This is a genomic window from Streptomyces sp. NPDC012466, from assembly GCF_042955215.1.
In the GTDB taxonomy this organism is placed as follows: Bacteria; Actinomycetota; Actinomycetes; order Streptomycetales; family Streptomycetaceae; genus Streptomyces.
Map to the genome: position 1 here is coordinate 494,255 of NZ_JBIBEQ010000007.1, position 26,349 is coordinate 520,603.

At 71.9% G+C, this 26,349-nt stretch carries 27 protein-coding genes; 19 read left to right on the forward strand and 8 right to left on the reverse strand.

Annotated elements, in window-relative coordinates; genetic code table 11:
• The first annotated feature begins 71 nt into the window (after positions 1–71).
• The 4 genes from ACFY9E_RS27150 to ACFY9E_RS27165 are packed head-to-tail and all read left to right on the forward strand — an operon-like array spanning position 72 to position 4,170.
• Complete coding sequence (locus ACFY9E_RS27150; RefSeq protein WP_390988281.1) at positions 72–998, forward strand: ABC transporter permease subunit; 927 nt, start codon at positions 72–74, stop codon at positions 996–998.
• The gene (locus ACFY9E_RS27155; RefSeq protein WP_390988282.1) at positions 991–1,959 is read left to right on the forward strand and encodes an ABC transporter permease subunit; all 969 of its coding nucleotides are present in this window, start codon (positions 991–993) and stop codon (positions 1,957–1,959) included. Before ACFY9E_RS27150 ends, ACFY9E_RS27155 begins: the two co-directional genes overlap by 8 nt.
• A gap of 11 nt (positions 1,960–1,970) precedes the next feature.
• Positions 1,971–3,029, forward strand: coding sequence for an oligopeptide/dipeptide ABC transporter ATP-binding protein (locus tag ACFY9E_RS27160; RefSeq protein ID WP_390988284.1), 1,059 nt, complete (start codon positions 1,971–1,973; stop codon positions 3,027–3,029).
• Positions 3,022–4,170, forward strand: coding sequence for a dipeptide ABC transporter ATP-binding protein (locus tag ACFY9E_RS27165; RefSeq protein ID WP_390988285.1), 1,149 nt, complete (start codon positions 3,022–3,024; stop codon positions 4,168–4,170). Before ACFY9E_RS27160 ends, ACFY9E_RS27165 begins: the two co-directional genes overlap by 8 nt.
• Positions 4,171–4,432: 262 nt before the next feature.
• Here the strand turns inward: ACFY9E_RS27165 and ACFY9E_RS27170 are convergent, their stop codons facing one another.
• Complete coding sequence (locus tag ACFY9E_RS27170; RefSeq protein WP_390988287.1) at positions 4,433–6,556, reverse strand: prolyl oligopeptidase family serine peptidase; 2,124 nt, start codon at positions 6,554–6,556, stop codon at positions 4,433–4,435.
• Between the two features lie 177 nt (positions 6,557–6,733).
• Here ACFY9E_RS27170 and ACFY9E_RS27175 point away from each other — a divergent pair, with 177 nt between their 5' ends.
• From ACFY9E_RS27175 to ACFY9E_RS27210, 8 genes are all read left to right on the forward strand, one after another.
• On the forward strand, positions 6,734–6,928 hold the full coding sequence (locus ACFY9E_RS27175; RefSeq protein WP_031103282.1) for a hypothetical protein: 195 nt from the start codon (positions 6,734–6,736) through the stop codon (positions 6,926–6,928).
• 28 nt (positions 6,929–6,956) lie between these two features.
• A complete protein-coding gene (gene mshB / locus ACFY9E_RS27180) occupies positions 6,957–7,817 on the forward strand; it encodes an N-acetyl-1-D-myo-inositol-2-amino-2-deoxy-alpha-D-glucopyranoside deacetylase (RefSeq protein ID WP_390988288.1) in 861 nt (286 codons plus the stop codon).
• Entirely contained in the window at positions 7,814–8,224 is a 411-nt protein-coding gene (locus ACFY9E_RS27185) for a DUF6113 family protein (RefSeq protein WP_390988290.1), read from the forward strand. Before mshB ends, ACFY9E_RS27185 begins: the two co-directional genes overlap by 4 nt.
• Positions 8,225–8,380: 156 nt before the next feature.
• Entirely contained in the window at positions 8,381–10,945 is a 2,565-nt protein-coding gene (locus ACFY9E_RS27190) for a hypothetical protein (protein WP_390988292.1), read from the forward strand.
• Positions 10,946–11,089: 144 nt separating this feature from the next.
• Positions 11,090–12,001, forward strand: a complete 912-nt coding sequence (locus ACFY9E_RS27195) for an ATP-binding cassette domain-containing protein (RefSeq protein WP_390988294.1) — start codon at positions 11,090–11,092, stop codon at positions 11,999–12,001.
• Complete coding sequence (locus ACFY9E_RS27200; protein WP_390988296.1) at positions 11,998–12,738, forward strand: ABC transporter permease; 741 nt, start codon at positions 11,998–12,000, stop codon at positions 12,736–12,738. Before ACFY9E_RS27195 ends, ACFY9E_RS27200 begins: the two co-directional genes overlap by 4 nt.
• Positions 12,735–13,901: a histidine kinase gene (locus ACFY9E_RS27205; RefSeq protein WP_390988298.1), complete on the forward strand. Its 1,167-nt coding sequence runs from the start codon at positions 12,735–12,737 to the stop codon at positions 13,899–13,901. The genes ACFY9E_RS27200 and ACFY9E_RS27205 overlap by 4 nt, the downstream gene beginning before the upstream one ends.
• Complete coding sequence (locus tag ACFY9E_RS27210) at positions 13,898–14,512, forward strand: response regulator (RefSeq protein WP_390988300.1); 615 nt, start codon at positions 13,898–13,900, stop codon at positions 14,510–14,512. The genes ACFY9E_RS27205 and ACFY9E_RS27210 overlap by 4 nt, the downstream gene beginning before the upstream one ends.
• Before the next feature lie 87 nt (positions 14,513–14,599).
• On the opposite strand, the gene ACFY9E_RS27215 is transcribed toward ACFY9E_RS27210, so the two are convergent.
• Together ACFY9E_RS27215 and ACFY9E_RS27220 are read right to left on the reverse strand one after the other, a co-directional pair.
• A complete protein-coding gene (locus tag ACFY9E_RS27215; RefSeq protein ID WP_390988302.1) occupies positions 14,600–15,451 on the reverse strand; it encodes a tetratricopeptide repeat protein in 852 nt (283 codons plus the stop codon).
• A 30-nt stretch (positions 15,452–15,481) separates the two neighbouring features.
• Positions 15,482–16,489 (reverse strand): GNAT family N-acetyltransferase, encoded by a 1,008-nt coding sequence (locus ACFY9E_RS27220; protein ID WP_390988304.1) that lies wholly within the window; start codon positions 16,487–16,489, stop codon positions 15,482–15,484.
• 140 nt (positions 16,490–16,629) lie between these two features.
• Here ACFY9E_RS27220 and fdxA point away from each other — a divergent pair, with 140 nt between their 5' ends.
• Both fdxA and ACFY9E_RS27230 read left to right on the forward strand, forming a co-directional pair.
• Positions 16,630–16,950 (forward strand): ferredoxin, encoded by a 321-nt coding sequence (gene fdxA, locus ACFY9E_RS27225; RefSeq protein ID WP_003973842.1) that lies wholly within the window; start codon positions 16,630–16,632, stop codon positions 16,948–16,950.
• A 121-nt stretch (positions 16,951–17,071) separates the two neighbouring features.
• Complete coding sequence (locus tag ACFY9E_RS27230) at positions 17,072–18,163, forward strand: bifunctional succinyldiaminopimelate transaminase/glutamate-prephenate aminotransferase (protein ID WP_390988306.1); 1,092 nt, start codon at positions 17,072–17,074, stop codon at positions 18,161–18,163.
• A 72-nt stretch (positions 18,164–18,235) separates the two neighbouring features.
• Here the strand turns inward: ACFY9E_RS27230 and ACFY9E_RS27235 are convergent, their stop codons facing one another.
• Complete coding sequence (locus tag ACFY9E_RS27235; protein ID WP_390988307.1) at positions 18,236–18,682, reverse strand: ATP-binding protein; 447 nt, start codon at positions 18,680–18,682, stop codon at positions 18,236–18,238.
• Positions 18,683–19,029: 347 nt separating this feature from the next.
• Complete coding sequence (locus tag ACFY9E_RS27240) at positions 19,030–19,950, reverse strand: heavy metal transporter (RefSeq protein ID WP_390988308.1); 921 nt, start codon at positions 19,948–19,950, stop codon at positions 19,030–19,032.
• 145 nt (positions 19,951–20,095) lie between these two features.
• Here ACFY9E_RS27240 and dapE point away from each other — a divergent pair, with 145 nt between their 5' ends.
• Positions 20,096–21,175, forward strand: a complete 1,080-nt coding sequence (gene dapE, locus ACFY9E_RS27245) for a succinyl-diaminopimelate desuccinylase (protein WP_390988310.1) — start codon at positions 20,096–20,098, stop codon at positions 21,173–21,175.
• Between the two features lie 119 nt (positions 21,176–21,294).
• Positions 21,295–22,053 carry a TIGR00730 family Rossman fold protein gene (locus ACFY9E_RS27250; RefSeq protein ID WP_390988311.1) on the forward strand — a complete coding sequence of 253 codons (759 nt, stop codon included), beginning with the start codon at positions 21,295–21,297 and terminating at the stop codon, positions 22,051–22,053.
• A gap of 43 nt (positions 22,054–22,096) precedes the next feature.
• Here the strand turns inward: ACFY9E_RS27250 and folP are convergent, their stop codons facing one another.
• Positions 22,097–22,957, reverse strand: coding sequence for a dihydropteroate synthase (folP, locus tag ACFY9E_RS27255; protein WP_390988313.1), 861 nt, complete (start codon positions 22,955–22,957; stop codon positions 22,097–22,099).
• A gap of 145 nt (positions 22,958–23,102) precedes the next feature.
• Here folP and ACFY9E_RS27260 point away from each other — a divergent pair, with 145 nt between their 5' ends.
• A complete protein-coding gene (locus ACFY9E_RS27260) occupies positions 23,103–23,492 on the forward strand; it encodes a DivIVA domain-containing protein (protein ID WP_390988315.1) in 390 nt (129 codons plus the stop codon).
• Positions 23,489–24,076, forward strand: coding sequence for a DNA-3-methyladenine glycosylase I (locus tag ACFY9E_RS27265; RefSeq protein ID WP_390988318.1), 588 nt, complete (start codon positions 23,489–23,491; stop codon positions 24,074–24,076). The genes ACFY9E_RS27260 and ACFY9E_RS27265 overlap by 4 nt, the downstream gene beginning before the upstream one ends.
• Positions 24,077–24,095: 19 nt before the next feature.
• Here the strand turns inward: ACFY9E_RS27265 and ACFY9E_RS27270 are convergent, their stop codons facing one another.
• A complete protein-coding gene (locus ACFY9E_RS27270; protein ID WP_390988320.1) occupies positions 24,096–24,899 on the reverse strand; it encodes an enoyl-CoA hydratase-related protein in 804 nt (267 codons plus the stop codon).
• Between the two features lie 385 nt (positions 24,900–25,284).
• Here ACFY9E_RS27270 and ACFY9E_RS27275 point away from each other — a divergent pair, with 385 nt between their 5' ends.
• A complete protein-coding gene (locus tag ACFY9E_RS27275) occupies positions 25,285–25,452 on the forward strand; it encodes a DUF3117 domain-containing protein (protein ID WP_003966491.1) in 168 nt (55 codons plus the stop codon).
• 118 nt (positions 25,453–25,570) lie between these two features.
• On the opposite strand, the gene ACFY9E_RS27280 is transcribed toward ACFY9E_RS27275, so the two are convergent.
• Complete coding sequence (locus ACFY9E_RS27280) at positions 25,571–26,269, reverse strand: O-methyltransferase (protein WP_269783204.1); 699 nt, start codon at positions 26,267–26,269, stop codon at positions 25,571–25,573.
• Positions 26,270–26,349: the final 80 nt, after the last annotated feature.

Below are 26,349 nucleotides of genomic sequence, written 5' to 3' on the forward strand. Positions count from 1 at the left end.
CCTCACCCCCCTCACCTGCGGTAGATGAGTGCGCAGGCCTCGCCGACCCCCTCACGGCATGGAGGCGCAAGATGGGGCGCTACGCCGCCAGGCGACTGCTCCAGATGATCCCGATCTTCATCGGGACAACTCTGTTGATCTTCCTGATGGTCCACATTCTGCCGGGCGACCCGGTCCGGGCCATCTACGGGGACAAGGCTCCCGATCCCGCACAGATCGCGCAGATCAAGCGCGAGTACGGCTTCGACAAGCCCGTCCTCGAACAGTACTTCCACTACATGCTGAATCTCCTCAAGGGAGACTTCGGCAGCAACCTCGCCGGACGTCCGGTCGCCGATCTGATGGCCGAGGCCTTCCCGGTGACCCTGCGCCTGACGCTGCTGGCCATCACCATCGAGATCATCATCGGTGTCGGCCTGGGCGCGTGGGCCGGTCTGCGGGCCGGCAAGGCAGCCGACACCGGCGTGCTGGTCTTCACCCTGACGGTGATCTCCATCCCCGTGTTCGTGCTGGGCTTCATCGCCCGGTTCATCTTCGCGGACGAGCTCGGCTGGCTGCCGCCCAACGTCCAGGACTCGACGGACTACTCGCAGTTGTTCCTGCCGGCCTTCGTCCTGGCCATGTTGTCCATGGCCTACGTGGCCCGGCTGACCCGGACGACCTTCGCCGAGAACCTGCGCGCCGACTACATACGCACCGCGCTCGCCAAGGGCCTGCCCCGGCGCCGCATCATCGGTGTCCACCTGCTGCGCAACTCGCTGATCCCTGTCGTCACCTTCGTCGGCACCGACGTCGGCGGCTTCATCGGCGGCGCGGTCATCACCGAGGGCATCTTCAACATCCAGGGTGTCGGCAACCTCCTCTACAGGGCGATCCAGACGAGCGAGGGCTCGACGGTCACGGGTGTGGTGACGGTGCTCGTCCTCGTCATCCTCCTGATCAACCTGCTCATCGACCTGCTGTACGCGGTCCTGGACCCGAGGATCCGGTATGCCTGACGTGACCAAGGCCCAGACCACCGACGCCGCGGCCGTGGACGCCATCGCTCCGCCGGCCGTCGACGCCCCCGGCAAGGAAAGCGCGCAGAAGAGGGAGAAACCCCGCTCCCTGTGGGGCGACGCCTGGTACGACCTGCGGCACCGGCCCATGTTCTGGATCTCCTCGGTGCTGCTGGTCCTGCTGCTCGTCATCGCCGCGTTCCCGGGCTGGTTCACCAGCGTCGACCCGCGTGACGGCGACCTGGTCCACCACTACCTGGGCAAGCCGGAACTGGGGCACTTCTTCCAGCCCGACTGGTTCGGCTACGACCAGCAGGGCCGCTCCATCTACGCCCGCGTCATCCACGGCACCCGCGCCTCGATCCTCGTCGGCGTCTGCGTCACCGCGGTCGTCACGCTGATCGGCGGTCTGCTCGGGATGCTGGCGGGCTACTTCGGCGGCTGGATCGACTCGGTGATCTCCCGGATCGTCGACATCTTCTTCGGCCTGCCGTTCCTGCTCGGCACGATGGTCGTCCTGAACGCCTTCACCGAGCGCAAGGTGTACGTGGTCATCCTGGCCCTGGCCTTCCTGGGCTGGACCTCGATCGCCCGCGTCATGCGCAGCTCGGTGATCACGGCCAAGCAGGCGGACTACGTGACGGCGGCCCGGGCGCTCGGCGCCGGCACCCCGCGGATCCTGTTCCGCCACGTGATGCCGAACGCCATCGCGCCGACCATCGTCGTGGCCACGATCGCCCTCGGCGGTTACATCTCGGCGGAGGCGACGCTGTCGTTCCTCGGCCTCGGCCTCAGCGACCCGACGATCTCGTGGGGCATCGACATCTCCGAGGGCAGCAAGGTGATCCGGGACAACCCGCACACGCTGCTGTTCCCCGCGGGCATGCTCAGCCTCACGGTCTTCGCGTTCATCATGCTCGGCGACGCGGTCCGCGACGCCCTTGACCCGAAGCTGCGCTGAGGAGGGCGTACGTGACCACCATCGACAAGACCAGGAACGTGCCCGAGCCGCGAGGCGCGGCCGAGGGCGATGTTCCCCTGCTCGAAGTGCGCGACCTGCACGTCGAGTTCCACACCCGTGACGGTGTGGCCAAGGCCGTCAACGGCGTCAACTACACCGTGAGCTCCGGTGAGACCCTCGCCGTGCTCGGCGAGTCCGGCTCCGGCAAGTCCGTGACCGCGCAGGCGATCATGGGCATCCTCGACATGCCGCCCGGGCGGATCCCCACGGGACAGATCCTGTACCGGGGCGAGGACATGCTCACCATGTCGGGCGACGCCCGGCGCAAGATCCGGGGCAGGAAGATCGCGATGATCTTCCAGGACGCGCTGTCCGCGCTGAACCCCGTGCTGTCCGTCGGCTACCAGCTCGGCGAGATGTTCCGCGTCCACCAGGGCCTGAGCAAGAAGGACGCCAAGGCCAAGGCCATCGAGCTGATGGACCGCGTGAAGATCCCGGCCGCGAGGGAACGCGTCGGCGACTACCCGCACCAGTTCTCCGGCGGTATGCGCCAGCGCATCATGATCGCGATGGCGCTCGCCCTGGAGCCGGACCTGATCATCGCCGACGAGCCGACCACGGCCCTCGACGTGACCGTCCAGGCCCAGGTCATGGACCTGCTCGCGGAGCTGCAGCGCGAGTACAACATGGGCCTGATCCTGATCACCCACGACCTCGGCGTGGTCGCCGACGTCGCGGACAAGATCGCGGTGATGTACGCCGGCCGGATCGTGGAGACCGCGCCCGTGCACGAGCTCTACAAGCGGCCCGCGCACCCCTACACCAAGGGTCTGCTCGAGTCGATCCCGCGCCTGGACCAGAAGGGCCAGGACCTGTACGCGATCAAGGGCCTGCCGCCCAACCTGACGCGTATCCCGCCGGGTTGCGCCTTCAACCCGCGGTGCCCGCAGGCGCAGGACATCTGCCGTACGGACGTCCCGCCGCTGCACTCGGTCACCGAGCGCGACGGCGCGGAGCTGCCCGGCCGCGGCAGCGCGTGCCACTTCTGGAAGGAGACGATCCATGGCTGAGCTGGACAAGACGGACGAGTCCATGGACGCCACCCCCAACGTCACCGAGGTCGAGACGGTCGACGCGGCCACCGACGAGGAGGCCGTCGCGGCGATCGAGGCGCCGGTCGAGCGCGGTGAGCCGATCCTGCAGGTCCGCAACCTGGTCAAGCACTTCCCGCTGACCCAGGGGATCCTGTTCAAGCGTCAGATCGGCGCGGTCAAGGCCGTGGACGGGGTCTCCTTCGACCTCTACCAGGGCGAGACGCTCGGCATCGTGGGCGAGTCCGGCTGTGGCAAGTCCACGGTCGCCAAGCTGCTGATGATGCTGGAGAAGGCGACCGCGGGCGAGATCTTCTACAAGGGCCAGGACATCACCAAGCTGTCCGGGCGTGCGCTGAAGGCGGTCCGCCGGAACATCCAGATGGTGTTCCAGGACCCGTACACCTCGCTCAACCCCCGTATGACGGTGGGTGACATCATCGGGGAGACCTTCGACATCCACCCCGAGGTGGCGCCGCGGGGCGACCGCCGCCGCAAGGTCCAGGACCTGCTGGACGTCGTCGGCCTCAACCCCGAGTACATCAACCGCTACCCGCACCAGTTCTCCGGCGGTCAGCGCCAGCGCATCGGCATCGCCCGCGGCCTGGCCCTGAACCCCGAGATCATCATCTGCGACGAGCCGGTCTCCGCGCTGGACGTGTCCGTCCAGGCGCAGGTCATCAACCTGATGGAGAAGCTGCAGAACGAGTTCAACCTCTCGTATCTCTTCATCGCGCACGACCTGTCGATCGTCCGGCACATCTCGGACCGTGTGGGTGTGATGTACCTCGGCAAGATGGCCGAGATCGGCACGGACACGGAGATCTACGACCACCCGACGCACCCCTACACCCAGGCGCTGCTGTCGGCGGTCCCGGTCCCCGACCCGGAGGCTCGTGAGGGCCGCGAGCGGATCATCCTCACCGGCGACGTCCCGTCCCCGGCCAACCCGCCCTCGGGCTGCCGCTTCCGCACCCGCTGCTGGAAGGCCCAGGACAAGTGCGCCCAGGAGGTCCCCCTCCTGGCCATCCCGGAGCGCTTCCAGGGCACGGACACCCCGGCGGCCCACGAGTCGGCGTGCCACTTCGCGGAGGAAAAGGACGTGGTCCACGCGGCCTGAACGTCCCTGTGACGTCCGTTCCGGTTCCCGGCACCCCTCTGGAGGGGTGCCGGGAACCGGCGTTCGAGGCCGACGGCTTCGAGGTGGAGATCGTGGCGTCCGACGCCCACAATCCCTGAAAACCCCCGCCAACTGCGTTAACACGCAGGCAACTTCGCTGACCCGGTTCCGATATACGGACGCGTCAGGCTGGTCAGCGTACGGCCGTGCGGGTGCCGTAGACGGGCCGGGGCGCTGTGAGGCGTCCCGGCCCGTCGTCGTCTCAGGGGGTCGTGAGGCCCAGGGAGCGCTTCAGGAAGTCGACCTGGAGGAGGAGCAGGTTCTCGGCGACCTGTTCCTGCGGGGTGATGTGGGTGACGCCGGACAGCGGCAGCACCTCGTGGGGGCGGCCGGCGGCCAGCAGGGCCGAGGACAGGCGCAGGGCGTGGGCGACCACGACGTTGTCGTCGGCGAGGCCGTGCACGACCATCAGGGGCCGGCGCGGCTCGGCCGGGGAGGACAGGCCCTCGGCGGTGACCAGGGAGCTCTTCGCGTAGGCCTCGGGGTGCTCCTGCGGCGTGCCCAGGTAGCGCTCGGTGTAGTGGGTGTCGTACAGGCCCCAGTCCGTCACCGGCGCGCCCGCGATGCCCGCGTGGAAGACGTCCGGGCGGCGCAGGACCGCCAGGCCCGCCAGCCAGCCGCCGTAGGACCAGCCGCGGATCGCGACCCGGGAGAGGTCCAGCGGGTGGCGCTTCGCGAGGTCCTCCAGTGCTTCCACCTGGTCGTCCAGCGACAGCGTGAAGTCCTGGTGGATCGCCTTCTCCCAGGCGGGGGAGCGGCCCGGGGTGCCACGGCCGTCCGCGACGATCACCGCGAAACCCTGGTCCGCGAACCACTGCGAGGTGAGGTGCGCGTTGTGGGCCGCGACCACCCGCTGGCCGTGCGGGCCGCCGTACGGATCCATGAGGACCGGCAGGGGGGTGTCACCGTCGTAGTCCCGAGGCATAAGCACGGCGCACGGGACACGGCGTGCGCCCCCCTCGGTGAGCGTCACGCGGGGGGACATACCGGGATCTTCGGCGTACGAGGGGACAGTCGTGGTCGGTTTTCCGTCGCGCAGGACCTGCACCCGCGAACCTGGCCGGTTCAGCGTCGCCGAGACCAGAACCGTCACCTGCCCGGCCCGCACCGCCGCGTGCACGCCCGGCTCCTGCGACAGCCGCTCCACGCCCAGCTCGTTCACCCGGTACACATGCACCTGGCCCGTCTCCGCCTCAGCGGCCTCCGCCCCCGCCGACGCGGAGATCAGCACGTCCTGCTCGGAGACGTCCAGCACGGCCCGGACATGCAACTGCGCCCCCGTGAGCGGCCGGTCCCCGACCGCCAGCACCCGCGCACCCCCCTCGTCCGCGATCCGCACCAGCTGCCCGGACGGGCTCCAGCACGGCACCCCGGGGAAAAGATCAAGCCATGTTCGATCTTCATCGGCGTGCACCATCCGTGTCGCGCCGGTGTCCGGATCCACGGCCAGGATCAGCTGACTGCGCTGGTCGCGCGCCTGTACGAGCAGCAGGGGCGCGCCCGCCGCTGACCAGTGGACATGCGCCAGATACGGGTACCGCGCCCGGTCCCAGGCGACCTCCGTGCGCGGCCCGTCCAGCCCGATCACGAACAGCCGCACCTCCGCGTTGCCCGTGCCGGCCGCCGGATACGGCACCCGCTGCGGCTCCCGTTCCGGATGCGCGGGATCGGCGATCCACCACCGCCGCACCGGCGTGTCGTCCACGCGCGCCACGAGCAGCCGGTCCGACTCCGGAGCCCACCAGAAGCCCCGCGAACGCCCCATCTCCTCGGCCGCGATGAACTCGGCCAGTCCGTACGAGACATTCTCCGACTCCGGCTCGGCGAGCGCCCGGTCGCTCTCTCCCTCGGCGCCCATCACGCGCAGCGCGCCCTGCGCGGCGTACGCGATGTGCCGCCCGTCGGGCGACGGGCGCGGGTCGATCACCGGCCCGGGCGCGGGCAGCCCACGCGCCGTCCCGGCCCGCAGCTCGGCCACGAAAAGCCGCCCTGACAAGGCGAAAGAGGCCAATTCGACGGCCGTGTCGGTGGCGTACCCGACGATGCCGGCCCCGCCCTCACGGCTGCGTTCGCGCCGGGCCCGTTCCTCGGGCGAGAGGTCCTCCGAGGCGCCGCCCAGCAGGGCGCGCGGGTCGGCGGCGACGCGCTCCCCGCCCTCCTCCGTGTCGAGGACCCAGAGTGAATTCGCCCGGTCCGTACCGGAACCGGAGCGCAGGAACACGACACGCGAACCGTCGGGTGCCACGGTGAACGAACGCGGCGCGCCGAGCGTGAAGCGCTGGGTACGGGCGTGCCGTCGGGGGAAGGAGTGAGGCTCGGTCGTCATGCCCTGACCATATTGGCCATGCGCCCCCTTGTGCGGCCGTGCGCCGAGCGATGCGCGCAGACGGATAGTTATGATCAATGTCGCATAGTGGGTATGAACCTGCTGGCTGCTGTACGGATTTGATGCCCCCATAGTCCGACCCCCCGCGCCCTCGTGGATCTTTGGAGGTGAGCCGCCGTGGCACTCTCGATTTCGGCGGTGGTGCTGCTGGCGATCATCGTCTTCCTGCTCGTCAAGAAGTCGGGGTTGAAGGCGGGGCATGCGATCGTCTGCATGCTGCTCGGCTTCTACCTCGCCTCCTCGACCGTCGCTCCCACGATCAACGAGCTGACGACGAACATCGCGGGCATGATCGGCAGCATCAAGTTCTGACCGCCGTGGGACCTCGTAGGGTGGTCCCATGACGGAACTGCCCGGCCGTCGTCTGCTGCTGGTGCACGCGCACCCGGACGACGAGTCGATCAACAACGGCGCGACCATGGCCAGGTACGCGGCCGAGGGTGCCCACGTCACCCTGGTCACCTGCACCCTCGGCGAGCGCGGCGAGGTCATCCCGCCCGGGCTCGCGCATCTGACGGGCGCCGCCCTGGGCCAGCACCGCCGCCGTGAGCTCACCGCCGCCATGGCCGAGCTCGGTGTGACGGACTTCCGCCTGCTCGGCGGCGCCGGCCGCTACAGCGACTCCGGGATGATGGGCCTGCCCGACAACGACGACCCCGCCTGCTTCTGGCGGGCCGACGTCGACGAGGCCGCCGCACACCTCGTCCAGGTGATCCACGAGGTGCGCCCCCAGGTCCTCGTCACCTACGACGACCACGGCGGCTACGGCCACCCCGACCACATCCAGGCCCACCGCGTCGCGATGCGCGCCGCGGAGCTGGCCGCCGAGTCGGGCTGGACGATCCCCAAGGTCTACTGGAACCGGGTCCCCCGGCCGGTTGTGGAGGAGTCCTTCGCCCGGCTCCGTGAGGATCTGCCCGGCACGCCCTTCACCAAGGCGGCCGACGTCGACGACGTCCCGGGTGTCGTCGCCGAGGAGCGGATCACCACCGTCGTCGACGGCACCGCCCACGCCGCCGCCAAGGCCGCCGCGATGCGCGCCCACGCCACCCAGATCACCGTGGCCGAGCCGTACTTCGTGCTGTCCAACGAACTCGCCCAGCCGATCCTCACGACCGAGTACTACGAGCTCGTGCGGGGCGAGCGGGGCCCGGGCGAGCGGGAGACGGACCTGTTCGCCGGTGTCGAGGGGGCCTCATGAACGACCGGACGCCGATCCTCGCCCAGCCGATGCGGCCGCCCACCGCCGGGCGGGCCGGCGCCTGCCTCGGCTTCTTCGTGCTCGGTGCCGTGGTCGGCGTGGCCGGGGCGCTGGTGCAGCCAGGGTGGTTCCCGGGCGGACTGCTGCTCGCCCTCGCCGGTGAGGCCGGAGCCGTCCTGGGCGCCGCACGCGTCGTACGGGGCCGGGCCGGGGGTGTCGCGGCCGCGGCCGGCTGGATGCTGGCCGTCATCCTGCTCACCGCCAGCCGCCCCGAGGGCGACTTCCTCTTCGCCGCGGGGAGCGGCTCCTATCTCTTCCTGCTCGGGGGCATCGCCGTGGCTGTGATCTGCGCCACCTTCGCCCCGGGGCGGCAACCGGACGGTGACCCCGTCCGACTTGGCAAGTGACGTACCACTTCGCCGGGACACGCCCGTGGGGGTCCGGTGTGACTTTCCCCAGTGGTCCTGGGATACGGCTGAGAAGTGGCCAGTATGGTGGTGCGCGCCGCCGAGCTGCCCGCGTGAGGTTGTGTCGGGCGGCGGAGCCAACCGGGAGAACCTGCCTTGAGTCGTGAAACTGACACTCCGTCCTCCGGGCCCAACGGGCGCGGCGGAGCCGCCTACCCGTCGGGCACGCCGCCGTACGGGACCCCGACGGTCTCCGACGCCGGTACGGACGCGGGCCGTTCCGCCACGCGGCCGGAGGAACGCAAGACCGAGACCACGCTGACGACCCGGATCCGGATCAACATCCCCGGGTCACGGCCCATTCCGCCCGTGGTGGTGCGCAAGCCCGTCGCGGAGGCGGAGAGCTCGGCCGACACCGACACGCGCGGTGAGACGTCGACGGCGCCGGGCACCGCCCCGTCCCCGGACCCGGCCGAGCCCCCCGCCGAGTCCGCGCAGCCGGGCGACGACAAGCCGACCAGTGACTGGTTCGCGCCCCGCAAGTCCGGCGGAGGCAAGGGCGGTCCGGGCGGCGGCTCCACCAACGGCGCCGGGCTGCCGGGCGGTTCGGCTCCGGCGACGGGCGGCCCCGGTGCGCCGGGCTCCGGTGCCGGTGCGTCCGGTGGCGGTGCGTCCGGCGGCGCGCGTCCGGGTACCGGGCGGCCCGGAGGCGTGGTCGGCTCCATGGGCGCGCCGGGCGGCTCCCGGTCCGGCGGCACGAACGGTGCCGGGCTGCCGGGCGGCGCGACCGGCGGTCCTGTCGCGCCCGGGCACGGCGGCGGCACCGGCTCCTTCGACGTCACCGAGGCCCTGGCGGCGGGCCCGCTGGGCAACGGCTCGCGTTCCGCGGGCAACGGCTCCCGTCCCGCCCCGGGCAACGGCGGCGAACCGCGCCGCGACGACCTGCCGTACTTCTCCGAGAACGGGCAGGGCGGTTACGACGATCAGAACGGCGGCCCGAGCGCTGCCAACGGCTTCGGCGAACCCGGGTCCCAGGGCCCGGCCGGCCCGACCGGCGGACCGGTCACCGGTGACGGCCCGATGGTGCCGCCGCCCGGCGGACCGGGCGGCTTCAACGCCCCCGGCCAGGGTGACCCCGGTGCCTTCAACGCGCCGGGTGGTCCTGGTGCCCCCGGCGGCTTCGGCAACGAGCCGGGCGGTCCTGGCGGCTTCAATGCCCCGGGCGGCCCCGGCGGCCCCGGGAGCTTCGGCGACCCGGGTCGGCCCGGCGCCCCCGAGGCCTTCAACGAGCCCGGTCCCCCCGGCCGCTCCGGTGCCCCCGGCGCCCCCGGTGCCTTCAACGCTCCCGGCCGGCCGGGAGGCCCCGGTGCCCTCGCCGGCCCCGGAGCCATAGGCGGCGGCCCCGGTGGCCCGGGCGGCCCCGGCGGGCCCGCCGGTACGGGCGTACCCGGAGCCCCTGGCGGCCCCGCGGGCCCGGGTGCCCAGGGCGGCATCCCCGGCGCCCCGGGCCCCGGCGCCGGTGGTGGCATGAGCGACGACACCGCCATCCTCACCCCGCAGAAGCCGGCCCCCGAACCGCCGGACGGCCAGGGCTACGGCCCCCGGCACGACAACGTCTCCGGGCACACCGTCACCAGCGGCATCCCCGTCGTGCCGCCCGGCGCGGCCTCGCCGTTCGGCCCGGGCGCGCCCGGCGACGGCCCGGTGCCGCACGCGGCCCCGAAGCTGCCCGAGCCGGTCTCCCCGCCCCCTGCGAGCTCCTCGAAGGCGCCGAAGAAGAAGGGGCGCAGCAAGCTCGTGCTGCTGGCCGTCGGCGCGGTCGTCCTCGCCGGTGGCGTCTACGGCGCCGGCCTGCTGATGAACCGCACCGACGTGCCCAAGGGCACCACCGTGCTCGGCGTCGACATCGGCGGCACCACCCGCGACGGCGCGGTCCGCAAGCTCGACGAGGCCTTCGACAACCGCGTCGGCAAGGAGCTGAGGCTGTCGGTCGGCGGCAAGACCGTCGCCCTCGACCCGGACAACGCGGGCCTGCAGTTCGACATGGACGCCACGGCCGACGCGGCGGCGAAGAGCGACTACAACCCGGTCTCCGTGATCGGCTCCCTCTTCGGCAACCACCGGGTCGTCACCCCGGTCATGCCCGTCGACGAGGAGAAGCTGCACGCCTCCCTGGAGAACGCGGCGGGCGGCTCCGGCGCGTCGACCGACGGCACGATCGAGTTCAAGGACGGCAAGGCCGTCCCGGTGTACGGCAAGGTGGGCAAGGGCATCGACCTCGCCAAGGCGACGACGACGGTGGAGGAGGCGTACCGCACCCAGGTGGAGACCGGCACGGCCGGCACGGTGAACCTGCCGACCACCACCCGTCAGCCGACGGTCTCGAACGCCGAGGTCGACCGGGTCCTGAAGGACTTCGCGCAGCCCGCCATGTCGGCCAAGGCCATCGTGCAGACCGACGCGGCGCACAGCATTCCGTTCGGCGCGCTGTCGCTGCCGAAGATCCTCGGATTCAAGGCCGTCGACGGCAAGCTCGTGGACACCTACAACCTGAAGGCGCTCAAGGAGGCCTACGGCGCGACCTTCGACGGCGTGCAGATCGAGACCGCCACCGGCAAGCGTGACGTACTCCCGCAGGACGTCGTCACCGCCCTGCGCAAGGCGCTGCGCGGCAAGACGGCGGCGGAGCGCACCGTGGTCATCGACACCACCCCGAACTGACCGCGGCCCACCCGCCGTACGAGAGCCCCTGCCCGGTGAGGGCGGGGGCTCTCGTCGTCACCCCGCGGACATGACACCTGTCATGCGGCACTCCGGACATCCGGCACTGCCCCCGCCGGCACCCCCGAAGCCACGATGTGCCGTATGACAACGACAGCCTCCGTGGTCGCGTTCGACCAGGTGAGCAAGGCATACGAAGCCGTCCGGGCCGTGGACGGGCTGACCCTCGACCTCAGGCCGGGGGAGACCGTCGCCCTGCTCGGCCCCAACGGTGCCGGCAAGTCCACCACCCTCGACCTGCTCCTCGGCCTCAAGAGGCCCGACAGCGGCACCGTCCGCCTCTTCGGCACCAGCCCCCGGGAGGCCATCGTCGCCGGGCGCGTGGGCGCCATGCTGCAGAGCGGCGGGCTCATGGACGAGGTCACGGTCGCCGAACTCGTGCGGCTCGCCTGCGACCTGCACCCGAAGCCGTACCGGACCTCCGAGGTGCTGTCCCGCGCGGGCATCGAGCAGATCGCCGGCCGCAAGGTCCACAAACTCTCCGGCGGCCAGGCCCAGCGCGTCCGCTTCGCCCTGGCCACCGCCGGAGACAGCGACCTCATGGTGCTGGACGAGCCCACCACCGGCATGGACGTCACCACCCGCCAGGCCTTCTGGGCCACCCTGCGCGAGCAGGCCGACCAGGGCCGGACCATCCTCTTCGCCACCCACTATCTCGAAGAGGCCGACGCCGTGGCCGACCGGGTCCTCGTGCTGCACCGCGGCCGGCTCCTCGCCGACGGCACGGCCGCCGAGATCAAGGCCAGGGCGGGCGCCCGCCGGGTCTCCTTCGACCTGGAGGGCGCCATCGACGAACCCGCCCTGCGTGCCCTTCCCTTCCTGACCGGGATCGACATCTCCGGCCGGACCGTGCGCATCCAGTCCGCCGACGCCGACGCCACCGTCCACGCCCTGTACGGCCTCGGCGTCCACCCCCGCAACCTCGAAGTCGCCGGGCTCGGCCTGGAGCAGGCCTTCGTCGCCCTCACCACCGCCGAGGAGGCGAAGTCCCGGTGAACAGCCTCATCAAGCTGGAACTCGCCCGCGCCCTGCGCAACCGCAAGTTCCTGTTCTTCTCCGTGATCTACCCGTCCGTGCTGTTCCTGATCATCGCGGGCAACGCCGACAGCACCACGGAGGTCCCCGGCAGCGGCCTGACGCTGCCGACCTACATGATGGTCTCCATGGCGTCCTTCGGGGCCCTCACGGCCGTCCTGATGGGCAACAGCGAGCGCATCGCCAAGGAGCGCGAGGGCGGCTGGGTGCGGCAACTGCGCCTGACCACACTGCCGGGCCGCGGCTACGTCCTCGCCAAGACCGCGAGCGCCGCCGTCGTCAGCCTGCCGTCCATCGTCGTCGTCTTCGCCGTCGCCGCGGCCGTGAAGGACGTACGCCTGGACGCCTGGCAGTGGCTCGCGCTCACCGGCGCGATCTGGGCCGGCAGCCTCGTCTTCGCGGCGCTCGGGGTCGCTCTCGGCTACCTGGCCAGCGGTGACGCGGTCCGCCCGATCACGATGATCACCTACTTCGGCCTGTCCATGCTGGGCGGGCTGTGGATGCCCACGACGACCTTCCCGGACTGGCTCCAGGACATCGCGAAGTGGCTGCCCACGCACGCGTACGCTGCCCTGGGGCAGGCCATCGAGCAGAGCCGCGCCCCCCACGTCCAGGACCTCGCCGTCCTCGCGGTGTCGTTCGTCCTGTTCGCGGGCGGCGCGGCCTGGCTGTACCGGAAGGACACCCTGAAGGCGTGAGCGACGTCGGGATCGGCATCGGGCAGCGCCCGGTGAACCGCAGGCAGCGGGTCGTGAAGTCGCTGTGGACCGGCATCTGGCTGGTCTACCTCAGCGCACCCGTCTCCGACCTCCTGCACGGCGGCCACAGCACGGGCGTGCGGATCCTCGGCTGGCTCGGCCTGGCCGCGTTCGTGACCTGGTACATGCTGCTGGTTTTCCGCACCGGCCGCGGCGAGCGCAACGGCCTGGTGCTCGGCTCACTCGGGGTCCTGGCGGCCCAGTCCACGCTCCTCGCCCTCACCCTGGGCCGCGAGTGGCTGGTGCTCTTCGTGTACGTCTCGATCGCGTCCGGCGCGGCCCTGCCGCTGCGCATGGCCCGCTGGACGATCCCGGGCGCCTGCGCGCTGCTGACCGCCGTGGCGTGCGCCGTGCCGGACGGACGCTCCTTCCTGGCCGGACTGCTCATCCCGGCCCTGCTCGGCGGCTTCGCCATGACGGGCGTGCGCGAACTCGTGCGGACGACCATCGCGCTGCGAGAGGCCCGCGCCACCGTCGCCCAGCTCGCCGCCAACGAGGAGCGCCTGCGCCTGGCCCGCGACCTGCACGACCTGCTCGGCCACTCGCTGTCCCTGATCACCCTCAAGAGCGAGCTGGCCGGGCGGATGCTGCCCGCCCATCCCGACAAGGCGGCCCAGCAGGTCGCCGACATCGAGCAGGTCAGCCGCCAGGCCCTCGTCGACGTACGCGAGGCCGTCACCGGCTACCGGCGCCCCCGCCTGAGCGCCGAGCTCGCCGGTGCCCGGGTCGCCCTGACCGCGGCCGGCGTCACCGCCGAACTCCCCGCCGAACCCGGCCTCGACGGTGTGCCCGAGGAGAGCGAGTCGGCCCTCGCCTGGGCGCTGCGCGAGGCGGTCACCAACGTCGTACGGCACAGCGGCGCCCGCCGCTGCACGGTCGAGTTGCTGCGCCGCCAGACCCTCGACGGCCCGGTGCTGGAACTCACCGTCGAGGACAACGGCTCGGGCGGCAAGGGCGGCGGCCACGGAAACGGCCTCGCGGGCCTCACCGAGCGCCTCACCAAGGCCGGCGGCACCCTGGAGGCCCGCTCTCTCAAACCCGGCTTCCGGCTGGTCGCCCGCGTGCCGACGGCCGCACCGGCGGACGTAGGATCCCCGGCATGAGCCGCACGATCAAGGTCCTGCTCGCCGAGGACCAGTCGATGGTCCGCGAGGCCCTGGCCGCCCTGCTCGGCCTGGAGGAGGACATCGAGGTCGTCGCCCAGGTGGCCCGCGGCGACGAGGTCCTTCGGGCGGCCCGGGCACACGCCGTGGACGTGGCCCTCCTGGACATCGAGATGCCCGGCGCCACGGGCATCGAGGCCGCGGCCCTCCTGCACGCCGAACTCCCGGCCGTGAAGCTGGTCGTCCTCACCACCTTCGGCCGCCCCGGCTACCTGCGCAGCGCCATGGAGTCCGGCGCCCACGCCTTCCTGGTGAAGGACGCCCCAGCCGCCCAGCTGGCCGAGGCGATCCGCAAGGTCCTCACCGGCGAGCGCGTCATCGACCCCACGCTCGCGGCAGCGGCCCTGGCGGAAGGCGCCAACCCGCTGACCGACCGGGAGCGAGAAGTCCTGCGCGCGGCGGCGGACGGCTCGACCAACGCCGAACTGGCGGCGTCCCTGCACCTGTCCCAGGGCACGGTCCGCAACTACCTCTCCACCGCGATCCAGAAACTGGCGGTGAGGAACCGGGCCGAGGCGGTCCGGGTGGCACGGGAGAAGGGCTGGTTGTGAATCCGGCCCTTCCCTGGGGCGCGGGGAACCGCGCGACCAGTCACGGACGACCCGCACCGGCCCGGCCGCGGGACCGTCGCGTAGGCGTCAGTTGAGCATTGCCCGGGCCGCAAAGGCCTCCCCCCGCACCCGCTCGGCAGCACCCTCGTCCACCGCCGAGACCACCTCCGCATAGGCCTCCAACTCCGCGGCCCCACCGAGGAACTCCCCCCGCTGGACGAGCAACTGGGCCCGCTCGTACCGCAACCGAGCCGGACGCGACGGCAGCAGCAACGACAACTCGACCGCCCACAACGCCACATCCGACCGCTCGGGCCGGGCCGCGGCCCACGCCCGCACGTTGTTCAGGATCCGCAGCACCACATCCAGCGGATCCGCCGGCCGCAACATCGCCGCGTCCAGCCGCGCCCCCGTCGCCCCGGCCACCAGCAACTCCGCGTCGGCCCCGGTCAACACCCGCCCCCCGTCGAACGGATCCGCGAGCACCTGCCCCTCCTCCGGCCCGAACCCGACCACGAAGTGCCCCGGCAGGGCGACCCCGTACACCGGCGCTCCCGCCCGCCGTGCCACCTCCATCCACACCACGGACAGCAGGATGGGCAGCCCTCTGCGCCGCGCCAGCACCTCGTGCAGCAGCGAGGACTCCAGACGCTGGTAGTCGGCCGGGGTGCCGTGGAAGCCCGTCCGCTCACCGAGCAGCTCTCGCAGGGCGACCGCCCAGGCCCGCGGCCCGCCGGGCTTGTACGGCAGCAGCCCGGCCAGCCGGTCCAGCTCGACCTGCGCGGCGTCCAGGCCCGCCTCGTCCAGCTCCCCGTCCGCCTCCGCGCCGATCAGCAGGCACAGCGTCGACAGATCGGGCCGCTCGGAACGGGCCTCTTCGGCGAACCGCCGCCGCAGCTCGGCGGAACGCTCGGGGGACGGGGGAAACGGGGGACGCATGGCTGGCTCGTGCCCTTCCACGACGATCGGTTACCGGCCGGTGCCGCCGGCGTCCGGCGCCCGGTAGTGGTGGTAGGCGTGATGCGCGGCGAAGCCCATCCCCGCGTACAGCGCCCGCGCTCCCGCGTTCTCGGCCTCCACCTGGAGCCATGCGGCCGACGCGCCCTCGTCGAGCGCCTGACGGGCCAGTGCGGCCATCACGGCCGTGCCGAGCCCCTGCCGCCGCAGCGCCGGATCGACCTCGACGGCGGCGAACCCGGCCCATCGCCCGTCGACGACACACCGCCCGATGGCGGCCGGCCCCGCCGGCCCGGGCACGCTCGCGAACCACACGGAGGCTCCACTCCCCAGCACACGCAGTGCCACCTCGCTCACGCCCTTGCGCTGGTACCGGGCCAGCCACCCCTCGTCGGCCTCCCGGGACAGCACGACCCCCGCCGGGTCACCCCGGTCGGCGATCGGCGCCAGCGGCCCGACCCACACCTGGGCGGTCACCTCCCGCTCCCAGCCCCGCTCCTCCAGCTCGGCGCAGAGCAGCTCCTGCGTGCCCTCGGCGCCGGTCGCGGTCTGGACGTAGGCGGGCAGTCCGCGCTCCCCGTACCACCGCCGTACGGCGTCGAGGGCCTCGTCGAGCGGCAGGCCCGGCGCGCCCAGCGGCAGCACCGAGTTGGCCCGCCGCGTGAACCCGGACGCCGCCCGCAGCTCCCACTCCCCGAGCCGTTCGCTCTCCACGGGCCGCCAGGCCCGCGCGGTGACCCGGGCCAGCTCCTCGTAGGAGGCGGCGGGCCCGCGGCGACGCGCCGGTGCAGAGGGCACGACCTTGCCCGCGACCAGCGCCGATTCCGCGATACGGACGCTCTCGCCACTCTTGCGTGTGATCAGCAGCACACCGTTGTCCCATGATGTGAGAACACCGACCGTGTCGGTGAACTTCTCCACCGGAGCTGGACCTTCGATCAAGCTCCGCACGGAGACCCGTTTGCCCACGTCAGCAGTGGTGATACGGACCTCGAGTCGCCCGGCGGCAGAGATTTCCACAGGTCAGTTCACCCCTCCTGTACGGATCATGCCCAGGAACGGAGATACTAGGGGCGGGCATCGACGACGCCGCGCTCCCGCGCGCCAGGCGGCGGAGCCTGAGGAGGCCCGCCAGCGCCCTATCGAGGAGGAACGACAGCGTGACCTACGTCATCGCGCAGCCTTGTGTCGACGTCAAGGACAAGGCGTGCATCGAGGAGTGCCCGGTCGACTGCATCTACGAGGGCCAGCGGTCCTTGTACATCCACCCGGACGAATGCGTCGACTGTGGTGCCTGTGAGCCGGTCTGCCCGGTCGAGGCGATCTTCTACGAGGACGACACTCCCGAGGAGTGGAAGGACTACTACAAGGCGAACGTCGAGTTCTTCGACGAGCTCGGTTCGCCCGGCGGCGCCAGCAAGCTGGGGCTGATCGAGCGCGACCACCCCTTCGTCGCCGCGCTGCCGCCGCAGAACCAGTAAGAGCGGCACGCACCAGCGCCGCCTCGGTCCCGTACGGCCCGATCAGCCCGCTGATCGCCGTACGGGGCCGAGGCGTTTGCCGTAGCCCGGCTCGTACGTGCCAGAAAGTGAGCCAGAACCCGTGTCCGCAGTCTCCGACCGCCTCCCCACGTTTCCCTGGGACAAGCTGACCCCGTACAAGGCCACGGCCGCCGCCCACCCGGACGGCATCGTCGACCTGTCCGTCGGCACCCCGGTCGACCCGGTCCCCGAGCTGATCCAGAAAGCGCTGGTCGCGGCCGCGGACTCGCCGGGCTATCCGACGGTCTGGGGCACGCCCGAGCTGCGCGACGCGATCACCGGCTGGGTCGAGCGCCGCCTCGGCGCTCGTGCGGTCACCCACCGCCACGTGCTGCCGATCGTCGGCTCCAAGGAACTCGTCGCCTGGCTCCCGACCCAGCTGGGCCTCGGCCCCGGCGACCGGGTGGCCTACCCGCGGCTGGCCTACCCGACGTACGAGGTCGGCGCCCGGCTGGCGCGCGCCGAGTACGAGGCCTACGACGACCCGACGGAGCTGGACCCCGAGGGCCTGAAGCTCCTCTGGCTGAACTCCCCGTCGAACCCCACGGGCAAGGTCCTCTCCCAGGAGGAGCTGACCCGGATCGTGGCCTGGGCCCGCTCGCACGGCATCCTGCTCTTCTCCGACGAGTGCTACCTGGAGCTGGGCTGGGAGGCCGACCCGGTCTCGGTGCTGCACCCGGACGTCAACGGCGGCTCGTACGACGGCATCGTCTCCGTCCACTCCCTCTCCAAGCGCTCGAACCTCGCCGGCTACCGCGCGGCCTTCCTGGCCGGCGACCCGGCGGTCCTCGGGCCGCTCCTGGAGATCCGCAAGCACGGCGGCATGATGACGTCGGCGCCGACGCAGGCGGCCGTCATCGCGGCCCTCGGCGACGACGACCACGTGCGCGTCCAGCGCGAGCGCTACGCCTCCCGCCGCGAGCTCCTGCGCGAGGCCCTCCGCACCCACGGCTTCCGCATCGAGCACAGCGAGGCCAGCCTGTACCTGTGGGCCACGAGGGGCGAATCCTGCTGGGACACGGTCGCCCACCTCGCCCAGCGCGGCATCCTCGTCGCACCGGGCGACTTCTACGGCCCGGCGGGCGCGGAGTTCGTCCGCGTGGCGCTGACGGCGACGGACGAAAGGGTCGCGGCGGCCGTACGGCGTCTGTGAGCGCCGCCGAGCACATGACGAAGGGGTCCGGGGAAGCTCCCCGGACCCCTTCGGCGTCACCACGCCGGCGCGTCAGCCGACCGGCAGGCTCTTCACCGGCAGGGAGTCCGCGGACGGCACGCCGCCCTTGGTCAGGGAGTCCGTCGGCAGGCCGCCCTTGGCCGAACCGGCCGTGTCGCCGACGAGCTGCCCGGCGGTGCCCGCCGCGTCACCGGCCGCCTTCTGCGCCACGGGCGTGGTCTTCTTGACCGCCTTGCCACCGGTCTTGCCCGCGGCCGGCACGGCCTTCTTGACGGTCTTGCCGCCGGTGTCACCCGCGGACTCGGTGACGTTCTGCGCCGCGCCGTCGACGGTGTTGCCGACGTTCGCCCCGTCCAGGGCGGTCAGGCCCCCGAGGTTCGGGGTGGCGGGCAGCTCGGGGGCCGCGCTGGCGGAGCCGGCCGCACCGACCCCGGCAGCCGCTCCCGCAGCGACGATCAGCGCGGCACGGGCGATCCGGCGGGTCAGGGGGAGGGACATGGTGCTCCTTCGACGGGAGAGAACAGTGAGCTTCGTGAAGTGCCCGACCGGGTGGGGCAGTTGATCGACTGGCTGTGGATCACCCCGGCTCGGACGCAGTGACTACCGCTCGAAGCCCGCGAAGGTTGCGGCGCCGCAACGTAAAGAGTTGGCAATGCGTCGCATTATCGGCTGCGGATAAAAACGGTCAAAAAGGCTGCTGCGGGAAACGCCGCCGAATCCTTCCAGCCCTGTGTTCCCAAGGGATTCCACGGTGTCCCGGAGGAGGGTGCGAAAATCCGCGCACACCGCCGTCGCCGCGTCGTGCGGGTAACCCCCTCGGGTGAGCCCCCGCACCCCTGCGCGATCTAGCCCATCGTGAGGATACGGACCGCGTCCGCGTCCCGTTCCGCGCCCGCGGTGCCCTTCGCCGGGGAGTCCCGCCACTGGCTGGCGGTGTTCCCGGCGACCCACTCGCGCCCCGCGTAGGTGACGCGCTCGATGTGCAGCTCGGAGGCGTTGGCCACGGCCCAGTGCGCCAGCTGCCAGCCGCGCCGGTCCGGGCTCCGCCCGGTCGCCGAACCCGGGTCGGCGGTCACCGGCAGGGTCACCGTCCGCCCGCCGGTCCCGCCCGTACCACTCGGGGCCGGCGCCGGTGTGGCCGCCGACGAGCCGCCCACCTCGGCGCCGGCCGGCTCCAGCACATCCCGCCCGAAGTCCCGCACGAGCGCGGCCCGCACGCCGTCCGGGCCCGTGGCCCGGGTCGCGGCCGGGCGGCCTTCGCAGGTCAGCGTGGCCGCGGACTGCCCGGTGAGGGCCGCGGCGAGCAGCGCCGCGTCCGGCTCGTGCTTGGCGTAGGCCTGCGGGAAGCCGCTGCGCTGCACACGCTGGGCGGCGACGGTGAGCGGCAGCCGGGTGTAGCCGGGCACCTTGACCAGGTGGTCGTAGAACTCGCCGGCCGAGTACGTCGGGTCCATGATCTCCTTCGGCGTTCCCCAGCCCTGCGAGGGCCGCTGCTGGAACAGGCCGAGGGAGTCCCGGTCGCCGTGCCTGATGTTGCGCAGGGCCGACTCCTGCAGCGCGGTGGCCAGCGCGATGGTCACGGCCCGCTCGGGCAGCCCGCGCGCGGTCCCCACGGCGGTGATCGTCGCCGCGTTCACCGCCTGCTCGGGTGAGAACTCGTACGACGCGCCGTCGCCCTTGCCGGAGACGACCTTGCAGCCCGGTCCGCCGGAGCCCCCGGTGACGTACTGCACGACGAGGTAACCGGCGACCGCGAGCAGGGCCATGAAGGCGGCCCCGCATCGGAAGAGGCGGCCACGACGCTTGGGAGAAGACGGCTCTGGCACGCGGTACAAGGTACTGGAGAGTACGGAGTGATATGAGCCGGGTGTGGACAGTGAGGCGACGGCCTGGCGCGTTAGGGTCGACGGCATGGCCGACACCTCGCTTGACCTCACGCTGGACGCCGCGGAGCTGACCGCCCGGCTCGTCGACTTCCGTTCCGAGAGCGGCACCGAGAAGCCCCTCGCGGACGCCATCGAGACGGCGCTGCGCGCGCTGCCCCACCTGACGGTCGACCGGTACGGCAACAACGTCGTGGCCCGCACGAACCTGGGCCGCCCGGAGCGGGTGATCCTGGCCGGTCACATCGACACCGTCCCGATCGCGGACAACGTCCCCTCCCGGCTCGACGATGACGGCGTCCTGTGGGGCTGCGGCACCTGCGACATGAAGTCGGGCGTCGCGGTGCAGCTGCGCATCGCCGCCACGGTCCCGGCCCCCAACCGCGACCTGACCTTCGTCTTCTACGACAACGAGGAGGTCGCCGCGGAGCTGAACGGCCTCAAGCACGTCTCCGAGACGCACCCCGAGTGGCTGGAGGGCGACTTCGCGGTCCTGCTCGAACCGTCGGACGGCCAGGTCGAGGGCGGCTGCCAGGGCACCCTGCGGGTGCTGCTGAAGACCACGGGCGAGCGGGCCCACTCGGCGCGCGGCTGGATGGGCTCCAACGCGATCCACGCCGCGGCCCCGATCCTCGCCCGCCTGGCCTCCTACGAACCCCGTCGGCCGGTCATCGACGGCCTGGAGTACCGCGAGGGCCTGAACGCGGTCGGTATCGGCGGGGGAGTGGCCGGCAACGTCATCCCCGACGAGTGCGTGGTCACCGTCAATTTCCGCTACGCGCCCGACCGCACGCCCGAGGAGGCCGTCGCCCACGTCCGGGAGGTCTTCGAGGGCTGCGGAGTCGAGGAGTTCGAGGTCGTCGACCACAGCGGCGCGGCGATGCCCGGTCTGTCCCATCCGGCGGCCAAGGCCTTCATCGAGGCGGTCGGCGGCACCCCCATGCCGAAGTACGGCTGGACGGACGTCTCCCGCTTCTCGGCGCTCGGCGTCCCGGCGGTCAACTACGGCCCCGGCAACCCCCACTTGGCGCACAAGCGGGACGAGCGGGTGGAGATCGCCAAGATCCTCGCGGGCGAGGAGCGCCTGAGGAACTGGCTGACCGCCTGACCCCGCCGGGACGTCCTCGTGTTTACGGCGCTTCATCGCGGACATGCTCACGTCCCTCGTTCGTAACCCGCGTAGATCTACGCTGAGGTGGAAAGACAGGCACGACGGAGGGAGCGCACATGGCGACCGGCAACCCCGAGGGGAAGAAGCAGCCGCCGGACGAACAGCGCCTGGGCCCGGTCCTCCGCAGGCGGGACCAGGTGCAGGCCAGCACCACGGACCAGCGGCTGTTGGACGAGCGCGCCCCCTCCGACTGGGTCCACACCGACCCGTGGCGCGTGCTGCGCATCCAGTCGGAGTTCATCGAGGGCTTCGGCGCGCTGGCCGAACTCCCGCCCGCCATCAGCGTGTTCGGCTCGGCCCGGACCCCGGTGGACTCACCCGAATACGAGGCGGGCGTCCGGCTGGGCCGGGGCCTGGTGGACGCGGGCTTCGCCGTCATCACGGGCGGCGGCCCGGGCGCGATGGAGGCGGCCAACAAGGGAGCCCTGGAGGCGAAGGGCATCTCGGTCGGCCTCGGCATCGAGCTGCCGTTCGAGCAGGGTCTGAACCCGTACGTCGACATCGGCCTGAACTTCCGCTACTTCTTCGTGCGGAAGATGATGTTCGTCAAGTACGCCCAGGGCTTCGTCGTCCTGCCCGGCGGCCTCGGCACCCTCGACGAGCTCTTCGAGGCCCTCACCCTCGTCCAGACCCAGAAGGTCACGCGCTTCCCGATCGTCCTCTTCGGCAGCGACTACTGGGGCGGCCTGGTCGACTGGCTCCGCGGCACGGTGATCGCCCAGGGCAAGGCGGCGGACAAGGACCTGCTGCTGTTCCACGTGACGGACGACGTGGACGAGGCGGTGGCCCTGGTGTCGAAGGAAGCCGGCCGCTGACAGGGCTCCGCGAGGCAGAGGCCGGGGGTCCGGGGACCCCCGGCTAGGCCAGCCCGCGCCGGGCGACGGCAGGACTCCGATGCCCCGCGATCGCCGAGACCATCTCCAGCACCTGCCGGGTCTCGGCGACCTCGTGCACCCGGTACACCTGCGCCCCCAGCCACGCCGACACCGCCGTGGTCGCCAGCGTCCCCACGACCCGTTCCTTCACCGGCCGGTCCAGCGTCTCCCCGACGAAGTCCTTGTTGGACAGTGACACCAGCACCGGCCACCCCGTGGCGACCATCTCGTCCAGCCTCCGCGTCGCCTCCAGGCTGTGCCGTGTGTTCTTCCCGAAGTCATGGCCGGGGTCGATCATGATCGACTCCCGCGGCACCCCGAGCGCCAGCGCCCGCTCGGCCAGCCCGACCGTGACGTCCAGGATGTCCGCCATGACGTCGTCGTACTCGATCCGGTGCGGCCGCGTCCGCGGCTGCGCCCCGCCGGCGTGCGTGCACACCAGCCCCACCCGGTACCGCGCGGCGACCTCCGCCAGGCCCGGATCGACACCGCCCCACGCGTCGTTCAGCAGATCGGCCCCGGCCTCGCACACGGCCCGGCCCACCTCGGCCCGCCAGGTGTCCACGCTGATGATCACGTCCGGGAAGCGCCGCCGCACCTCCGCCACGAACCCGACCGTCCGCCGGGCCTCCTCCTCGGCCGTGACCTCCTCGCCCGGCCCGGCCTTGACCCCGCCGATGTCGATGATCGCGGCGCCCTCGGCCACGGCCCGCTCCACGCGCGCGAGGGCCGGCTCGTCGCGGAAGGTGGCGCCCCGGTCGTAGAAGGAGTCCGGGGTCCGGTTCACGATCGCCATGATCACCGTCTCGTGCGTCCCGAATTCCCGCTTGCCCAGCCTGAGCATCCCCTGTGACCTTTCCTGGTGCATCCCGTCTTCCGCCGCCTGCGACCCTAACCGTCGGATTCGCATGGCACGATCGGAGCCTGACAACATCCGACTCGGAGGACTTCCCGAAGAGTCCGATCCATCCGACCGTGGGGGCCCCGCGATGGTTATGTTCCTGTTCCTGGTCGTCGCGCTCGCCGTCGTGGTCGGCGCGGTGACGCTCGCCGTGGTGGGCGGCGGCGACAACGGCCCGCTGCCCGAGGCCTCCCCGGAGCGGCTGCGCGACCCGCTGCCCCCGGACCGCCCGGTCGACCGCGCGGACGTGGAGGGCCTGCGTTTCCCGCTCGCCGCCCGCGGCTACCGCATGGCGGACGTGGACGACGCCCTGAGCCGCCTGGGCGCCGAGCTCGCCGAGCGCGACGCCCGCATCGCCGACCTGGAGTCGGCCCTGGCCGGCGCCCGCTCGGCCCCCGCCCCCGGGCCGGTGCGCACGGCCGGGGAGAACCACGTGTCCATGGACAAGCCCGCTCCCCGGCCGGAGGACCGGCCGTGAGCGAAGGCGCCGCCCTGGCCGGTCCGGACGGCGCGCTGCGCTGCCCCTGGGCCCTGTCCGCCCCGGAGTACGTGGCGTACCACGACGAGGAGTGGGGCCGCCCGGTCCACGGTGACGACGCGCTCTACGAGCGGCTCAGCCTGGAGGCCTTCCAGTCCGGCCTGTCCTGGATCACCATCCTGCGCCGCCGCCCCGGCTTCCGGGCCGCCTTCGCCGACTTCAAGATCGCCTCGGTGGCCGCCTTCACCGACGAGGACCGCGAGCGCCTCCTGGCCGACGCCGGCATCATCCGCAACCGCGCCAAGATCGACGCCACCCTCGCCAACGCGCGTGCGCTGACCGAGTGGTCGCCCGGCGAACTGGACGACCTGATCTGGTCCCACGCCCCGGACCCGGCCACCCGACCGGCCCCGCGGACCCTCTCGGACGTCCCGCCCATCACCCCCGAGTCGACGGCCCTGTCCAAGGCCCTCAAGAAGCGGGGCCTGCGTTTCGTCGGCCCGACGACGGCGTACGCCCTGATGCAGGCGTGCGGTCTGGTGGACGACCACCTGGAGGCATGCGTGGCGAGAAGCGCCCCTTAGGGGCGCCCACCCCCCGGGTCTACCGGCCCAGATACTTCGGCTTCTCCTTGTTGACGAAGGCCTGCACCGCGATCGCGTGATCCTCGGAGGAGCCGGCCCGGGTCTGGAGCTCGTCCTCCTTCTCCAGAGCCTCCTCCAGGGAGTGCGTCAGCCCGTAGGCCACCGACTCCTTCAGCGCCGCGTACGCCACCGTCGGCCCCTCGGCCAGCGCCCGCGCCACCTTCTCGGCCTCCGCCCGCAGCTCACCGGCCGGCACCACCCGGTTGGCGACGCCCAGCTCGTACGCCTCCTGCGCACTGATGCTGCGCGGGAAGAGCAGCAGGTCAGCGGCTCGCCCCGGGCCGACCACCCTCGGCAGCGTCCAGGAGATCCCCGAGTCGGCGGTCAGCGCGACCCCGGCGAACGAGGTGTTGAACGCGGCCGTGTCCGCCACGATCCGGTAGTCCGCGGCGAGCGCGAAGCCGAAGCCCGCCCCGGCCGCCACCCCGTTCACGGCGGCGACGACCGGCTTCGCCGCCCCGGCCAGCGCCCGCACGATCGGGTTGTAGTGCTCCCGCACCGTGCTCATGGTCTGCCCCGAGCCGGTCTCCCGGTCCGCGGCCAGCAGCCCGATGTGCTCCTTGAGGTCCTGCCCGACGCAGAACGCCCGGTCACCGGCGGCGGTCAGCAGCACCGCCCGCACGGCGCCGTCGTCCGCCGCGGACCGGACCGCCTCCCGCAGGGCGACCTTGGTCTCCACGTTCAGCGCGTTCATCGCCTCCGGGCGGTTCAGCGTGATCGTCGCGAGTCCGTCGCTCACCTCGTAGAGCACGGTGTCGGTCATGGCGTATCCCCTCCGGGTCGCGGATCGGTGACGTACCGGCCGGTACGTCCCGGGTCTGCAGGACAGCATGACGGAGATCACCGACCCCGAACCGGGCCGGACGTGTGACCTGCGTCAAAGAATTCTCGCCCGGTTTCGTTCGGCGGATGTGTGTGCGGGGGCGGAGTATCGCAGCCTCATCGCCGAATTGAGTGGTTTTGCTCGCGTGCGTTGCCCAAGCGATGCCGACTGATGTTGGTCATCGGGTCCGGAGATGCGGGATAATGGCCTGGAAGCAATGTGTTCGATGCCGGTGTCGCGTGTCCTGCCACAAGGACCGCACGTGTGCCCTTCTTCGGGGCCGTCGGCTTTGACGATGAGCTGGGTTTCAGGAAGGGGTACGAGCATGGCGGCCATGAAGCCGCGAACGGGTGATGGCCCGCTCGAGGTGACCAAGGAGGGGCGGGGCATCGTCATGCGCGTTCCGCTCGAAGGCGGCGGTCGGCTCGTCGTCGAGCTGACCCCGGACGAGGCCGACGCGCTCGGCGACGCTCTCAAGAAGGTCGTCGGCTGACGCGCAAGCGACCATACCCTTTCAGTCGCCCCGGCATCACATGTGGTGCCGGGGCGACTGTTTTACTGCCGCTCACACTCGCCTGCCCCGGCTCCCGCCGCCCTAACGTGCGGCCCGGCTAGCGTTTCACCGCGCACAGCAGCCCGTCGCCCACCGGCAGCAGGGACGGCACCAGCTCCTGGCTCTCGCGCACCGCGCGCAGCAGCTCCCGCAGGCGCAGCACCTCCGTCGGCTGCGGACCGGAGTCCACCGTCCGGCCGTTCGCGAAGGCGCCCTCGAAGACGACGAGCCCGCCGGTGCGCAGCAGACGCAACGATTCAGCGAGGTAGTCCATGACCTCCAGACGGTCGCCGTCGCAGAACACCAGGTCGTAACCGGCGTCCGCGAGGCGGGGCAGCACGTCCAGGGCACGGCCCGGGATGAAGCGGGCCCGGTTGCTGGCGAAGCCGGAGGCGCGGAAGGCCTGCCGGGCGAACTGCTGGTGCTCCGGCTCGGGGTCCACGGTCGTCAGGACACCGTCGGGCCGCATCCCGTGCAGGAGGTGGATCCCGGAGACACCGCATCCGGTCCCGATCTCCGCGACGGCTTTCGCGTCGACGGACGCGGCCAGCAACCGCAGCGCGGCGCCCGTGCCGGGCGTCACCGAGCGCAGCCCTGCCTCACGGGCCCGGTCCCGGGCCCAGTGCAGCGCTTCGTCCTCGGCGACATAGGCGTCGGCGAACGCCCAGCTCGTCTGCCGGTTGCCGGTAATGACCCTCTCCTGTCCCCGTGAATGCCTGGGCGTGACTGTATCCGTTGGGCACGGGAACCCGCAGATGGGACCGGTCGTTTAAAGGGGAGAGCAAACGGCGTGGGCCGGGACGGGGGGCGGGCAGTGGATCAGGACGTCGAGCAAGT